Source organism: Streptomyces sp. NPDC006691 (genome assembly GCF_042869955.1).
GTDB lineage: Bacteria > Actinomycetota > Actinomycetes > Streptomycetales > Streptomycetaceae > Streptomyces.
In genome coordinates, this window is record NZ_JBIAGW010000006.1 from 145,165 (window position 1) to 158,427 (window position 13,263).

The following is a 13,263-nucleotide window of genomic DNA, read 5'->3' on the forward strand; positions in this document are numbered from 1 at the left end:
CCGTTGTTACGCGGGCCCTCCCCCGGAGCCGTGCGCCCTGCGCCAGGGGCCGGTGGGCCCGTGCCCCGAGCTGTAAGGGAAACGAAACAGCGGGTTCCTGGACGCTCTCCTCGGCCGCGCTTCGGCGGCCGGTCGCGCGCAGCCGTGCCGCGTCCACGCATGTCCGCGAGGAGAGAAACGATGAGGAACCACCGGCTCACCCTGGTCCTGGCGTCCGGGATGGCGGGGCTCGCGCTGTTCGCCACCGGTTGCTCCGGCTCGTCGGGAGGGGACTCGGGAAAGGAGTCGGGCACCTCCGGCGGCGGCTCGGGCGGGGACGCGTCCGGCGCCGACAAGGCCCAGGCGCTGCGGAGCTGCCTGCGCAAGCAAGGCATGGACGTACCCGACCTCAAGCCGGGCGAGAACCCGAACGCCCACGTGCTCTCACCGCCGCAGGGCACCGCGGCGGACAAGTGGAACAAGGCCCTCAACGCGTGCGGGTCCGGTGTCCAGGGCGGGGACGGCTCCGGCACCCCGGACCCCAAGCAGCGGGACCAGGCCGTCAGGATCGCTCAGTGTCTGCGGGGCAAGGGCTTCGACATGCCCGACCCGAAGGTCGAGAGCGGCCGCAGCAGCGGCTTCAAGATCCCCTCGGGGGCCGACCCGGACACGTTCCTGAAGGCGCTCAACGAGTGCGCCGCATGAGGCCCCGGACCATGATCGCGGCGGTGGTGACGGTGGCGGCCGTGGCGGGCGGCGGGTTCGCCGTCACGGGACTGGCCCAGCCCGGTGCCAAGGACTCCGCGCAGCGGCAGACCGGGCTCCCGGCCGCCACCGCCCCCATCGAGCAGGGCGACCTGGTGAGCAGCACCAGCGTCGACGGCACGCTCGGCTACTCGCGCGAGAGCAGGCTGAACGCGGGCGCGGCCGGTACCCTCACCTGGATCTCGGGCGGCGGTTCCAGCGTCGAACGGGACGGCAGGCTGTACGCGGTCGACGGCAAGGACGTACGCCTCATGTACGGGACCGAGCCCATGTACCGGGTACTGAAGAGCGGCGACCAGGGCACCGACGTACGGCAGTTGAAGGCGAACCTGAGGGCGCTCGGCTACGGGGACGGGCTCGCCGACGACGAGACGTTCACGCCCGGCACCACGGATGCCGTCAAGCGCTGGCAGAAGGCGCACGGCCTGACGCGGAGCGGGCAGGTGGGGCCCGAGCAGATCGCGTTCGCCGCCGGCCCGGTACGGGTGCAGAGCGCGGACGCCGCGGTGGGCGACCGTGTCGCACCCGGCCAGAAACTCCTGACGACCACCGGCTCCGAGCGGGTCGTACAGCTCCAGCTGAAGGTGTCGGACGCCGCGCTCGCCCAGACCGGCGGCAAGGTCCAGGTGGAGCTGCCCGACGGGACCACCGCGTCCGGCACGGTGTCGTCGGTCGGCGCGACCGCGAAAGCGGGCGACGACCCCAACGACAAGGCGCCCCGGATCGCCGTGACCGTCACCTTCGACGATCCGGGCAAGGTCAAGGGGATCGACAAGTCTCCCGCGACCGTGAAGCTCAGCGGCGAGACCCGCAGACACGTCCTGAGCGTGCCGGTCGGGGCGCTGCTCGCGCTCGACGACGGGTCGTTCGGGGTGCAGGTGGTGGAGGACGGGAAGGCGCGCGAGGTCAAGGTGGAGCTCGGCATGTTCGCCCAGGGCCGCGTGGAGATATCCGGCGCCGGGCTGCGCTCGGGCCAGCGGGTCGGGGTGCCTTCGACATGAGCACTGCCCCTCTCATCGAACCGCCCGGATTCGAGCCGCCCGTGGTCGAGCTGTCCGGGGTCACCAAGGAGTATCCGGGCGGGGTCGCCGCGCTGCGCGGGGTGGATCTCACCGTGGAGCGGGGTGAGCTCCTCGCGATCGTCGGCCCGTCCGGTTCGGGCAAGTCGACGCTGCTGCACATCGTGGGCACCCTCGATCTGCCGACCGCCGGGTCCGTCAGCATCGCGGGGCACGACGCGGCGGCCCTCGGCGACCGCCGGCTCTCGGCGCTGCGGGCCCAGCACATCGGCTTCGTGTTCCAGGCGTTCCACCTCGTACCGGGCATGAGCGCCCAGGACAACGTGGCGGAGGGCCTCCTCTACTCCGGCCTTCCGCGCCGCGAGCGCCGCGAGCGGGCGGCCCGTGCGCTGGAGCGGGTCGGACTCGGCGACCGGGTGAAGCACCGGCCGCACGAGCTGTCCGGCGGACAGAAGCAGCGGGTGGCCATCGCCCGAGCCGTGGTCGGGGAGCCCGATCTGCTGCTCGCCGACGAACCGACGGGGGCGCTCGACTCGGCGTCCGGGGAAGCGGTGATGGAACTCATCCACGAGCTCAACAAGGAGGGCGCGACCATCGCCGTGATCACCCACGACATGGAGATCGCCGCCCGGCTCCCGCGCCAGGTCCGGATCCGGGACGGCCGGGTGGTCGAGGACAGCGGTTCCCGCCGTCCGCTCGGCACGGGTCGGGACGCGCTCGGCGCCGCGGGAGACGGCGGTCCTGAAGCGGCACCACTGCCCGGGGAGGTCCGATGAGCGGGCGGCCGGTGCTCAGGCCGGCCCGGCTCGGCCCGCGGGACATCCTGCACACGGGTGCCTCGGGGATGCGCAGCCGGCCGATGCGGGTGGTGCTCTCGGCGCTGGGCATCGCGATCGGCATCGCCACGATGATCGCGGTGGTGGGAATCTCGGCGTCCAGCAAGGAACAGCTGCTCCGCGAGCTCGACAAGCTCGGCACCAACATGCTCGTCGTGACCCCGGGAACGGATCTGCTCACCGGGAAACCGGTCCCGATGGCGCAGGACGCGGCGGGGCGGGTGGCGCGGATCTCGGGGGTCCAGCACGTCGCCGCCACGGGCTCGGTGCCCGCGACCGTGCGCCGCTCGGAGAAGATTCCCGACACCATCACGGGCGGCATCCAGGTGCAGGCCGCCACCGACGAGCTCCTCACCACCCTGCGCGGCACCCTGCGCAGCGGCACCTTCCTCAACTCCGCGACCGGGAAGTACCCGTCGGTGGTCCTCGGCGATGTCGCGGCGGGGCGACTGGGCATCACCTCACCCGGTCAGCAGGTGTTCATCGACGGCCAGTACTTCACCGTGCTCGGCATCCTCGACCCGCTGCCGCTGGCGCCCGACATCGCACGCTCGGCACTGGTCGGCTGGGATGTGGCGACCGGCCGTCTCGGTTTCGACGGCCGTCCCACCGCCGTCTACGAACGGTCCGCCGACGCCTCGGTCGACCGGGTCCACGACCTGATCCCGCGCACCGTCTCGCCCGAGACACCGCGCGACGTCGGCGTCACCGATCCGTCCGCCGGCCTCCAGGCGAAGGCCGCCACCGAGGGCGCGTTCAGCAGCCTGCTGCTCGGGCTCGGCGGGGTGGCCCTCCTGGTGGGCGGGGTCGGCGTGGCCAACACCATGATCATCTCAGTCCTGGAGCGCCGCTACGAGATCGGACTGCGCCGTTCCATCGGCGCGACCCGGGGCCAGATCAGGGGCCAGTTCGTCACCGAGTCGCTGCTCCTGTCGGGGCTGGGCGGGGCCGCGGGCATCGTGCTCGGGGCGGCGGCGACAGCGGTGTACTCGGTGTCGAGCGGCATCCCCTGGGTCATCCCGGCTTGGGCGGTCGCGGGCGGCTTCGGCGCGACGCTGGTCATCGGCACGGTCGCCGGGCTCTACCCCGCGGTCCGCGCCTCGCGCCTGTCCCCCACCCTCGCGCTGCACTCCGCCTGAGCGCGGCGCCCGCGCGAGCCGGCCCCGGATCGCTGGATTCGGGGCGGCCCGCGTGTGCGTTCGCCGTTCGGGCCGTTCGTGAGGTATCCGACACTCGACAGGCCGGTCCGCACGGAATGCGCGCGCCCCTCAGCTGGTTGTCCCCGCGTAGGCCGGGGCGGTACCGGCCCGGGGGACGCACACGGAGAACGGAATACACAGCCATGGGTGAGTTGATCCTCGTACGTCACGGGGAGACCGAATGGTCGCGCTCGGGACAGCACACGAGCTACACCGACCTGCCGCTCACGGCGCACGGCGAGGAGCAGGCCCGCGCGGTCGCGCCGCTGCTCGCCGACCGGCCCATCGGCCTCGCCCTGGTCAGCCCGCTCCAACGAGCCGTGCACACAGCCGAGTTGGCCGGTCTCAAGAACGCCCGTATCACTCCCGATCTGCACGAGTGGGACTACGGCGGCTACGAGGGCATCACCACGGACGAGATCCACCGCACCCGGCCCGACTGGGACCTGTGGACCGACGGCGTGGCCCCCGGCCCGGCGGACCACCCCGGCGAGAGCCCGGCCGAGATCGGCGCACGGGCCGACCGGGTGCTGGCCGAGGCGGACGCGGCCCTGCGCGCGAGCGACGACGACGTCGTCCTCATCGCGCACTCGCACTTCCTGCGCGCCCTGACGGCCCGCTATCTGGGCCTGCCCGCCTCCGGCGGCGCCCTGTTCGTCCTCGACACGGGCGCCCTGTCCCGGCTCGGCCGCGAACACGGCCGCCCGGTGCTCACCGCGTGGAACACGGTGGTCGAGCCCACCGCGAACTGAACGCCTCGACGTCGCACCCTTCGGTGGCACGCTGTTCGGTGGCGCACCCTTCAGTGGCACTGTTCGGTGGCGCACCCGGTGGCGTCGGCCCTCAGGCCGGCGCCACCGACTCGTTGGCCCGGCGCAGCGCCAGGGCCGCGAGAGCCTCGGGCGCCCCGGCCTGGCCGCGTATACCGGGGAAGGCGTTGATGTCCACGATCAGCGGCGCACCCTCCCGTGTCGCTATGACGTCCACCCCATAGACATCGAGATCGAAGGCCTCGCCGACCTCCACCACCAACTCGCGCCATCCCGAGGGGAGTTGACCGGGCGCGAGGGACCGGGTGGGGCCGCGACCCGCCGGGGAGAGTTCCGAGCGGCGCAGCGCCGCGAAAACCGTCCCGGCTATCACCCAGAGCTTGTGGTCGTCCCCGTTGTTCGCCGCGAACTCCTGGGTCACCACGGGCTCATCGGCCCAGGTTTCGGCCAACTCTGCCAGCCGCCTCCGGCTGTCGACCCGCGCCACCAGGTCGTGCCGCCGGCTGTGCCGACTCTTCACCACGAGCGGCGCGAGCGGTCCCGCACCGGCCGCGAGCTCGGCCAGCGAGGCATGGGTACGGGTCGCCGAGAAGGGCAGCCCCGCCTCCAGGGCGCGCTGCGCCATCGCCGTACGGTCCTGGCACAGGGCGGTGGCATCCGCCGAGTTGATCACCGGGGCGCCCCGGGACTCCAGCTCACGGGCGAGGGAGAGCGCGCGCGGCGTACGCGACTTCAGCAGATAGACGTCCGCCGGCCGGTCCAGGCTGTCGGGATGCGTCGTCTCCGGGTGGAGCGCCACCACCCGGTGCTCACGTCGCAGCAGTCGCGTGGTAGCGGCGAGCAGCGGATGGTCCGGCTCAGGCGTGATGAGCCCGACCGTGATCGTGCCGCTCACCGGCCCTCGACCGCCGCCGAGGACCGCACGGCCGGCACCCCGGCCGCCGGCACGCCGCCCCCGTAGGGCTGCTCCGGTACGCGCCCCGCGCCGGGGACACCGGGCAGGAACGCGGCCGCGGCCACCTCGCTGCCCGTACGGGCCAGTTCGAGCACCGCGCGGGCCACCTTCGCGGCCGCGTCCGGGACCTGGCGGAAGCTCGGGAAGTCGTTCACGTCTACGACCACCGGCCCGTCCGGACCGAGCAGCACATCGACGCCGTACAGGTCGAGCCCGTAGACCGCGCCCACCCGGTCGACGATGGCGGCCACTTCCGCGGGCAGCGGAACGTGCCGTTCGCGAACGCCCTGATCGGGGTGGAGCGGTGAGCGGCGCTCGGTGGCGTACAACTCCCCACCCACGCAGTACACCTTGAGGTCGATGCCCGAGTTGGGGACGTACGGCTGCGCGATGAGCATCCCCTCCCCGGCCAGGACGGGCAGCATCGCGGCCAGCCGTTCCGGCGACGGCACGAGGTGCACGGCCCGCCCCGAGCTGCCGTCGGCGGGCTTCACCACCAGCGGGAACTCGGACTCCGGTATCTCCACGAGCAGTTCGGGCGTGGCGGCCGCGTAGGTCATCGGCACCGGCAGACCCCGGCTGCGCCCGATGGCCGACGCGAGCGCCTTGTCCCGCACTCCGCGGATGGAGCGCACGTCGTTCACCGTGGTCAGGCCGACGGCGGCGGCGGCTTCCAGGAGCGGGAGCCCCGGGCCGCCGGAGACCGTCTTGAGCACCCAGGCGTCATGGCTGCCCGCCCGGACCGCCTCGGACATCCTCAGCAACGAGCCGCCGGGCCGCACCACGTCGACCTGGTGCCCCCAGGCACCGAGTTGGCGGATCACCTCGACGGGCATGCCGTCATGGCGGTAGTGCTCTTCCACCAGGAAGCAGAGCCTCATCGACCTTCCCCGTAATGCCCGGACGTCCGCCGATCCCGTCCGGCGAGCTGTGACGTCACAGGATGTCATGAACTGGGGGCAGGTCGCCGCCCACCCCGGCCCGGTCGCCCTCCCCGCCGCAGGCGCCCCAGCAGTCTTCGCTGGACCGGCACTCCTGCCCGCCGGAGGGATGGCCGCCCTGCGGCGGGAGCCGCCTCCGGCCCGCCTGCCGGCCGGTCCGCAGGCGCCGGGCCCACGTCGAGCGCCGGGCCCGGGGCCGGGCCTTGGTCCCGGGCATCCGCCAGCGCCTCCACCAGGCGCAGCCGGCACCAGTCGATCTCGTCCGGTTCGTCCGCCAGGACCAGGGCGTCGGTGACGCCACGGGCGGTCGGCGACTCGGGGTGGACCCTGAAGGTCTCGGGTCGCAGTCGTCTCAAATGGGCCCGTTCATAAGGGTCGGGCACGATGTGGGCGAGATGCGCGCTGTCGAGCGTGGCGGCGACCGCGGCAGCCAGCTCCCACTGGTCGTCGGTCAGGCGTGCCAGCATCGCGATTCTGCGGGCCCGCCAGTTGCGCGGCCGCCAGTCCCGGTCGCGGTCCGGCTCCGGATGGCGTCCGCTGAGCAACTCCGGTCTGCGCAGCGCCAGTTCGACCAGCTCGTCGGCCAGGTAGAGCCAGACCACGGCCCGGTACCGGTTGAGATAGCAGCGTACGGGGGCGAACCGGCCCGCGCGGGCGAGCTTGGTGAAGCGGCCGGGCGCGATGCCGAGCAACTCGGCGCCCTCCGCGGTGCCGACGGTCCGCACCCGTTCACGCAGGCCTTCGGGAAAACCCTCGGCTGCTCTCAGCCGGGCCACCTCGCGCGCGGTCACCCGCCGGTGTCCGCCACCCGGGTTCGGGACGGTGCGGATGTGGCCGAGTTGGACGGCCAGCTCGAACTCGGCGCGTTTCAGTTCCAGTTCGCGTGCGGCGACGCCCGGTGCGAGCGGTGGGCCGGCCGGCGCCGCCGCACCCGCGACGGCTGCGGGCACGACGGCGTTCTTGGTGGTGACGGTGGTGACAGCGGCGAAGACGGTCATCGGATCCTCCCCCGTGAGGAACGAGTACGCGAGAGACGAATACTCTCGGTGACGACCGTAACGCGCCGTGCCGTCATCCCGCTCGGCCTGTGGATAACTCCGCTCCGGCGCCTGACGGACTCAAGTCCGCCCTGGGGCATGCCGGTTCCGGCAGGCGCCACGGACTCCGGCACAGGCGGCCGCCGCGGCCGTGGCACAGGCGGGCGCCACGACCCCGGCCCCGTGCGGGCCAACCGATCGAGCGGGCCCGCACGGAATGCCGGTTCCGGCGGTCAGAGCCCGCTCGTCCCGAAGTCGCCCGGCTGCCGCGCCGCGACCGAGAGGTGCTCGCCCACCCGGTTCACCAGAAGGGTCATCTCGTACGCGATCTGACCGATGTCGGCATCGGCGGAGCTGAGCACACACAGACAGCTGCCGTCGCCCGCCGCGGTGACGAACAGGACGCCCTCGTCGAACTCGACCATGGTCTGGCGGACCTTGCCGGCTCGGAAGTGCAGGCCCGACCCCTTGGCGAGACTGTGCAGGCCCGAGGAGACCGCCGCCAGATGTTCGGCGTCCTCGCGCGGGAGGTCCGCGCTCGCGGCGGTGACCAGGCCGTCGTTGGAGAGCACGATCGCGTGGCGCACGTGCTCGACCCGTCGGGTCAGGTCGTCGAGCAACCAGTCGAGTTCCTTGTTCAGTGCCATGTCAGGCCTCCCCGCTTCATGCCGTTCCCCGTGTCCCCGTTCTCCTGCCACCCTTCACCACCGGCGCGCCCCGGGCAAGCGGTGCCCGGCTCCGGCAAGTCGCGCGTCGGCGCGGGCCGGGACATCAGCCGACCGAGTCGAGCAGGCGCGCGGTGTGCATGCGCCCGGCGTACTCCACGAGCCGGATCAGCACCTCCTTTCCGGAGTCGCGGTCTCGGGCGTCGCACAGCACCACGGGGGTGCCGCGGTCCAGGTCCAGCGCAGCCGAGACGTCCGCCGCTCCGTGGGCGCGAGCCCCCGCGAAGCAGTTGACGGCGACGACGAACGGGATGCCACGGTGCTCGAAGTAGTCGACCGCCGGGAAACAGTCCTCAAGTCGACGGGTGTCGGCGAGGACGACCGCGCCGAGCGCGCCTTGGGAGAGTTCGTCCCACAGGAACCAGAAACGATCCTGCCCCGGTGTGCCGAAGAGGTACAGGGAAAGGCCCGAGCGGATGGTGATCCGGCCGAAGTCCATGGCGACGGTCGTCGTGGTCTTCTGGTCCACGCCACCGGTGTCGTCGACCGACTCCCCCGCCTCGCTGAGGAGTTCCTCGGTGCGCAGCGGCCGGATCTCGCTGACCGCTCCGACGAGGGTGGTCTTGCCGACGCCGAAGCCACCCGCGACGAGGATCTTCAGGGCGAGGGCGGGGGCGGGGTCACAGGGCTCGGAGGCCATCGATCACTTCTCTCAGGATGATCTCGTCGGGCAGCTGCGCGGGCGGTACGGGCCGGCTGACGGCCACATGACCGGATTCGAGCAGGTCCCCGACGAGGACGCGGACGACCCCGACGGGCAGGTCGGCATCGGCGGCGAGTTCGGCGACGGACTGGGTCTCCTTGCGGCACAGGGCGAGCAACGCCCGGTGTTCGGGCCCCAGGAGGGCTTCGCCGTCGGGCTCGGGCCCGTGCGGCACCGCCGGTGTGACGAGTGCGATCAGGTCGAGGCGAACACCGCTGGGTCCCGGCGCGGTGCGGCCCCCGGTCATGGCGTACGGGCGGACCAGCGGCCCCGCGTCGGCGTCGTACCAGTGGCTCGGCCGGTACGCGGGGCCTTCCGGCCGGTACTCGTTCATGGGGTGGGCGTGCCTTTCCGGTCAACCGGCGGCCGGCGGGCGCACGGCGTGCCGCGGCGGCGTACAGAGGTGCTCGCCGACGCGTTTCACCAGGCGCGCCATCTCGTACGCGATGAGCCCGATGTCGGTGGTGAGCGAGGACAGTACGGCGAGGCAGGAGCCGTCTCCCGCGGCCGCGACGAACAGGAAGCCCTCGTCCATCTCGACCATCGTCTGGCGCACCGCGCCGACCTGGAAGTGGCGTCCGGCTCCCTTGGCGAGGCTGTGGAACCCGGAGGCCACCGCGGCGAGGTGTTCGGCGTCCTCGCGGGTCAGGGCGCTGGAGGCACCGACGGCCAGGCCGTCGTTGGACAGCACGACGGCGTGTCGGACTTCGCCCACGCGCAGGGCCAAGTCATCGAGCAGCCAGTCGAGTTCACCGGAGCGCGTTCCGGGCCGCGCGCGCGAACCGGGACCGGGTGCCGCTTGCGCGTGGTGCGGGGCGTCGGGCCTCTGGTGGTCGATCATGCGCGGTCTCCTTCATCGTCGGGGCCACGAACAGGCTTGCCGGGGGCGGACGTTGGGGCGGTACGACGGTCCGCTCCGCCACGGGCCCAGCCGCCCATGTAGGCCGCCATCCGGTCCCGTGCCTGCTCGGGGGTGGGCGCGGCGGTGTCCGGGCCGGCTTCGGGTTCGCGGGCGGGGGTCCCGCGCAGCTGCGGGGCGAGGCTGGCCTGCCGTACCCGGCGCGGGAGTCCGTCCTCGCCACCGTCCGGGGCGATGCCGCGGGCCCGCCGGCGCAAGGTGGTCACACCGGGTGGTGCCGGAGGGTCTGGCTTGGCGGCGGAGGGGGTGTACTGGGCGACCGGAGCCGGCCGGACCGGCGCCGTCACGGGCGGCTCGACGGGCCTGCGGGGCGTCTCGATCGTCCTGCGGGACGCTCCGACCGACTGGCCGTCGCGCGGGGCTGCGCCCCTGCCGGGCTGCTCGATCGCCTCAACAGGGTCCTGCAAGAGGTCGGTGGGAAGGAGCACGACAGCGGTGGTGCCGCCGTACGGCGAGGTGCGCAGCTGGACCTTGATGGTGTGGCGGGCGGCGAGGCGGCTGACGACGAAGAGGCCGAGGCGGTCGCTGTCGAAGAGGTCGAGTGCCTCCGACTGCTGGATCCTGCGGTTGGCCTCGTCGAGGACGCCCTCGCCCATTCCGAGCCCCCGGTCCTCGATTTCGAGCGCGTAGCCGTTGCCGACCGGCTCGCCGGTGACCCTCACCTTGGTGTGCGGTGGCGAGAACTGGGCGGCGTTCTCGACGAGTTCGGCGAGCAGGTGCGTGAGGTCGGCGACGGCGCCGCCGGTGACGGCGGCCTCGGGGAGCCGGCGCACTTCGACCCGGGCGTAGTCCTCGATCTCGGAGACGGCGGCGCGTACGACGTTGGTGAGCGGGACGGGCACGCTCCAGGCGCGGCCGGGCGCGGCGCCGGACAGGATGATCAGGGACTCGGCGTGGCGCCGCATGCGGGTGGTGAGGTGGTCGAGGCGGAACAGGTCGCCGAGTTCGCCCGGGTCGTCGGTGCGCCGCTCCATGCGGTCGAGGAGGCCGAGTTGGCGGTGTACGAGGACCTGGCTGCGGCGCGCGAGGTTGACGAAGACGCCGGAGATGCCGCCGGCCAGTTCGGCGCGTTCGACGGCGGCGGAGAGGGCGGCCCGGTGGACGGTGCCGAGTGCCTCGCCGACCTGTCCGATCTCGTCCCGCGGGGCCGGTCCGAGCGGTGCCTCCGTGTGGATGTCGAGCTCTTCGCCGGACCTCAATCTGCCCATGGCGGTGGGGAGTTTGCGGCGGGCGATCTCCAGTGCGCTGTTGCGCAGGCTGATCAGTTCGACGACGAGCCCGCGTCCGATGCGTACGGAGATCACGAGCGATGCGGCGACTGCGGCCAGGCCGAACAGGACGGCCGCGCCGCCTGTGGTCAGCAGACCGCGGGTGAACGGATCGGCGCGGTCGGTGGCGGTCCGGGCCCCCGCGGCGGCGATGTCCCGCATGCCCTTGCGCACGCTGCCGACGACGGTGTCCCAGGCGGCGGGGTCGACCGCGACGGCCGCCGCGCGTCCCGGCTCCGCGGCCTGCACCTTGTCCTCGGCGGCGGTCAGCGCCGCGTACGCGCTCTGCCCGCTGAGCCGGGTCCAGGAGGCGCGCGCGGGTCCGGTGAGGTCGGCGGTGGCGCTCTCGGTGAGGGTGCGGCGACTGTCGACGGCCCCGGTGAGGCGGCGCAGACGCTCGGCGCTGAAGCTGTGGCCGAGCTGTGCGGCGGAGATCAGCGCGTCCTCGCGAGCGAGCATCTCGCCGGCCCGGTCGAACTCGTACAGGACGCGTGTCTCGGGGCCGAGGGCGGGGGCCTGGACACTCGCGAGCGCGCCGTCGACGTCGAAGCCCCCGCCGATGGCCCCGGTGTACCGCTGGTAGACGGCGTCCCAGCCGGCGCTCCGGTCGTGGACGCCGGTGCGCAGGGCGGCCAGTTCCCTTGTCTGGGCGACGAAGGTGCGCAGTCGGTCCCGCACGCTCGCCGGCACACCCCCGGCGTCGGCGACGGTGTGGTCCCGGTCGAGCCTGAGCCCCGCGAGGGCGGTGTCGGTGCGGTCGGCCCGCTGGTCGAGTGCGGCGGCACGATCGCCTGCCGGATCCGCCAAGTACCGCACCGCGGCGGTCCGTTCGTCCTCAAGCGCTGTCACGGCGGCGATCAGTGGGGTGCGGATCTGTTCGTCGACGCGGCGTGCCTGACGCAGCGCGGACAGGTCCTGCGCCGTCGTGACGGTGGCGAAGCCCCACAGGGTGAGCAGCGAGACGACGGGCACCATGAGCAGCGAGACGATCTTGGCGCGAACGGTACGCGGCCTCAGCCGCCACACGGCTTCGGTGCCCTGCGGCGCCGGGCGTTCGCCGAGGGCGTGCTCGTCGGCGGCCGGCGGTCCCGCGTGGGCGCGTCGCCCACGGGTGCCCACCGGGGTCGGCGGCGCGGCGTCCGGGGCCTTGCGGGGTGTGCGCACGGATCTCCTCGCTTGCGGGTGGGGCCGGGTGCGGCGCGGCGGAGGGCGGTTCAGGGGGCGGCGGCGAGCTGTTCCGCCGAGGTGTACTCGGCGCGTTCGCGGGCCGTTGGGGAGAGCGCGACGAAGGCGGCGGTGATGAAGAGGTAGGACCCGAGGCCGACGGCAAGGGGGAAGATGAACTGCATCGCCGTGGCCCCGGGAAGTGCGGCGCCGCTCGGCGCCACGTCCACGCGCACCGCGATCATGCCGGTGTAGTGCATGCTGCTGACGGCCGCGCCCAGGACGAGGGAGGCGACCGCCACGGCCACGGGTGACTCGATGTTGAGCCCGGCCCACAGCGCGACGGTCGCGGCCGCGACGGCGATGACGACGGAGAGCGTGACGAGAGCGGGGTCGTAGTGGACCTGTCCGTGCAGCCGCAGCGCCGCCATGCCGAGGTAGTGCATGCCGGCGACGCCGAGCCCGGTGGCGAGGCCGCCGGTCAGGAGGGCGCGGGTGCGGTCCTTGCCGTAGCCGACGGCGAAGACTCCGGCGCCGACGAAGACCATGGCGACGAGCAGACTGAGAACGGTCAGGAGCACGTCGTAGCGGATGTCGGTGCCGCTGACGGCGAAGCCGAGCATCGCCACGAAGTGCATCGTCCAGATGCCGGTGCCGATGGCCGAGGCCGCGGTGATCAGCCAGTTGCGCCGGGAGCGTCCGGTGGCGCCCAGGGCGCGCACGGTGCAGCGCAGCCCGAGTGCGGCGCCTGTGCAGGCCATCGCGTACGACAGCACGGGGGTCAGCCAGCCGAAGGCGGCGTGGTCCAGGTGTCCCATGGCCCAGGGACGCTAGTCCGGAGAGGGGCGCACGACGGGGGCGCAGTTCGAAAGCTGCCGGAATATGACGAAGAGGCGTGCCCCCGCGATCGCGTTTTGTTCGAATACGCTCGCCGTGGTCGATTTTCGGCCACTGCCAGATCGATGGCGCATGGGAGATCATGG

At 73.0% G+C, this 13,263-nt stretch carries 14 protein-coding genes; 5 read left to right on the plus strand and 9 right to left on the minus strand.

What is annotated here, in order from left to right; all coding sequences use genetic code 11:
- Nucleotides 1–180: 180 nt before the first annotated feature.
- The 5 genes from ACFYNP_RS16135 to ACFYNP_RS16155 all read left to right on the plus strand — a co-directional run bounded on the left by ACFYNP_RS16135 (nucleotide 181) and on the right by ACFYNP_RS16155 (nucleotide 4,550).
- Complete coding sequence (locus ACFYNP_RS16135) at nucleotides 181–684, plus strand: hypothetical protein (RefSeq protein ID WP_388785947.1); 504 nt, start codon at nucleotides 181–183, stop codon at nucleotides 682–684.
- On the plus strand, nucleotides 681–1,745 hold the full coding sequence (locus ACFYNP_RS16140; RefSeq protein WP_388785949.1) for a peptidoglycan-binding protein: 1,065 nt from the start codon (nucleotides 681–683) through the stop codon (nucleotides 1,743–1,745). Before ACFYNP_RS16135 ends, ACFYNP_RS16140 begins: the two co-directional genes overlap by 4 nt.
- On the plus strand, nucleotides 1,742–2,539 hold the full coding sequence (locus ACFYNP_RS16145; protein WP_388785951.1) for an ABC transporter ATP-binding protein: 798 nt from the start codon (nucleotides 1,742–1,744) through the stop codon (nucleotides 2,537–2,539). Before ACFYNP_RS16140 ends, ACFYNP_RS16145 begins: the two co-directional genes overlap by 4 nt.
- The gene (locus ACFYNP_RS16150; protein WP_388409411.1) at nucleotides 2,536–3,738 is read left to right on the plus strand and encodes an ABC transporter permease; all 1,203 of its coding nucleotides are present in this window, start codon (nucleotides 2,536–2,538) and stop codon (nucleotides 3,736–3,738) included. Before ACFYNP_RS16145 ends, ACFYNP_RS16150 begins: the two co-directional genes overlap by 4 nt.
- Before the next feature lie 203 nt (nucleotides 3,739–3,941).
- Nucleotides 3,942–4,550, plus strand: coding sequence for a histidine phosphatase family protein (locus ACFYNP_RS16155; RefSeq protein WP_388785952.1), 609 nt, complete (start codon nucleotides 3,942–3,944; stop codon nucleotides 4,548–4,550).
- A 91-nt stretch (nucleotides 4,551–4,641) separates the two neighbouring features.
- Here ACFYNP_RS16155 and ACFYNP_RS16160 read toward each other — a convergent pair whose 3' ends face one another.
- From ACFYNP_RS16160 to ACFYNP_RS16200, 9 genes are all read right to left on the minus strand, one after another.
- Complete coding sequence (locus tag ACFYNP_RS16160) at nucleotides 4,642–5,451, minus strand: RimK family alpha-L-glutamate ligase (protein WP_388786277.1); 810 nt, start codon at nucleotides 5,449–5,451, stop codon at nucleotides 4,642–4,644.
- 8 nt (nucleotides 5,452–5,459) lie between these two features.
- Nucleotides 5,460–6,404, minus strand: coding sequence for a RimK family alpha-L-glutamate ligase (locus tag ACFYNP_RS16165; RefSeq protein ID WP_388409416.1), 945 nt, complete (start codon nucleotides 6,402–6,404; stop codon nucleotides 5,460–5,462).
- A gap of 65 nt (nucleotides 6,405–6,469) precedes the next feature.
- The gene (locus ACFYNP_RS16170; protein WP_388785954.1) at nucleotides 6,470–7,462 is read right to left on the minus strand and encodes a DUF6397 family protein; all 993 of its coding nucleotides are present in this window, start codon (nucleotides 7,460–7,462) and stop codon (nucleotides 6,470–6,472) included.
- Nucleotides 7,463–7,734: 272 nt separating this feature from the next.
- Complete coding sequence (locus ACFYNP_RS16175; protein WP_388409420.1) at nucleotides 7,735–8,148, minus strand: roadblock/LC7 domain-containing protein; 414 nt, start codon at nucleotides 8,146–8,148, stop codon at nucleotides 7,735–7,737.
- Nucleotides 8,149–8,272: 124 nt separating this feature from the next.
- The gene (locus ACFYNP_RS16180; RefSeq protein WP_388409423.1) at nucleotides 8,273–8,866 is read right to left on the minus strand and encodes an ATP/GTP-binding protein; all 594 of its coding nucleotides are present in this window, start codon (nucleotides 8,864–8,866) and stop codon (nucleotides 8,273–8,275) included.
- The gene (locus tag ACFYNP_RS16185) at nucleotides 8,847–9,263 is read right to left on the minus strand and encodes a DUF742 domain-containing protein (protein WP_388785956.1); all 417 of its coding nucleotides are present in this window, start codon (nucleotides 9,261–9,263) and stop codon (nucleotides 8,847–8,849) included. Before ACFYNP_RS16185 ends, ACFYNP_RS16180 begins: the two co-directional genes overlap by 20 nt.
- Before the next feature lie 21 nt (nucleotides 9,264–9,284).
- Nucleotides 9,285–9,770, minus strand: a complete 486-nt coding sequence (locus ACFYNP_RS16190) for a roadblock/LC7 domain-containing protein (RefSeq protein WP_388785957.1) — start codon at nucleotides 9,768–9,770, stop codon at nucleotides 9,285–9,287.
- Nucleotides 9,767–12,280, minus strand: coding sequence for a nitrate- and nitrite sensing domain-containing protein (locus tag ACFYNP_RS16195; protein ID WP_388785959.1), 2,514 nt, complete (start codon nucleotides 12,278–12,280; stop codon nucleotides 9,767–9,769). Before ACFYNP_RS16195 ends, ACFYNP_RS16190 begins: the two co-directional genes overlap by 4 nt.
- Before the next feature lie 50 nt (nucleotides 12,281–12,330).
- The gene (locus ACFYNP_RS16200; protein WP_388785961.1) at nucleotides 12,331–13,098 is read right to left on the minus strand and encodes an MHYT domain-containing protein; all 768 of its coding nucleotides are present in this window, start codon (nucleotides 13,096–13,098) and stop codon (nucleotides 12,331–12,333) included.
- Nucleotides 13,099–13,263: the final 165 nt, after the last annotated feature.

Bases quoted from the DNA above. Each gene is read 5' to 3' on its own strand.
- ACFYNP_RS16165 (WP_388409416.1), bottom strand. From the start codon at position 6,404: ATGAGGCTCTGCTTCCTGGTGGAAGAGCACTACCGCCATGACGGCATG.
- ACFYNP_RS16155 (WP_388785952.1), top strand. From the start codon at position 3,942: ATGGGTGAGTTGATCCTCGTACGTCACGGGGAGACCGAATGGTCGCGC.
- ACFYNP_RS16145 (WP_388785951.1), top strand. From the start codon at position 1,742: ATGAGCACTGCCCCTCTCATCGAACCGCCCGGATTCGAGCCGCCCGTG.
- ACFYNP_RS16185 (WP_388785956.1), bottom strand. From the start codon at position 9,263: ATGAACGAGTACCGGCCGGAAGGCCCCGCGTACCGGCCGAGCCACTGG.
- ACFYNP_RS16135 (WP_388785947.1), top strand. From the start codon at position 181: ATGAGGAACCACCGGCTCACCCTGGTCCTGGCGTCCGGGATGGCGGGG.
- ACFYNP_RS16150 (WP_388409411.1), top strand. From the start codon at position 2,536: ATGAGCGGGCGGCCGGTGCTCAGGCCGGCCCGGCTCGGCCCGCGGGAC.
- ACFYNP_RS16175 (WP_388409420.1), bottom strand. From the start codon at position 8,148: ATGGCACTGAACAAGGAACTCGACTGGTTGCTCGACGACCTGACCCGA.
- ACFYNP_RS16170 (WP_388785954.1), bottom strand. From the start codon at position 7,462: ATGACCGTCTTCGCCGCTGTCACCACCGTCACCACCAAGAACGCCGTC.
- ACFYNP_RS16200 (WP_388785961.1), bottom strand. From the start codon at position 13,098: ATGGGACACCTGGACCACGCCGCCTTCGGCTGGCTGACCCCCGTGCTG.
- ACFYNP_RS16180 (WP_388409423.1), bottom strand. From the start codon at position 8,866: ATGGCCTCCGAGCCCTGTGACCCCGCCCCCGCCCTCGCCCTGAAGATC.
- ACFYNP_RS16140 (WP_388785949.1), top strand. From the start codon at position 681: ATGAGGCCCCGGACCATGATCGCGGCGGTGGTGACGGTGGCGGCCGTG.
- ACFYNP_RS16190 (WP_388785957.1), bottom strand. From the start codon at position 9,770: ATGATCGACCACCAGAGGCCCGACGCCCCGCACCACGCGCAAGCGGCA.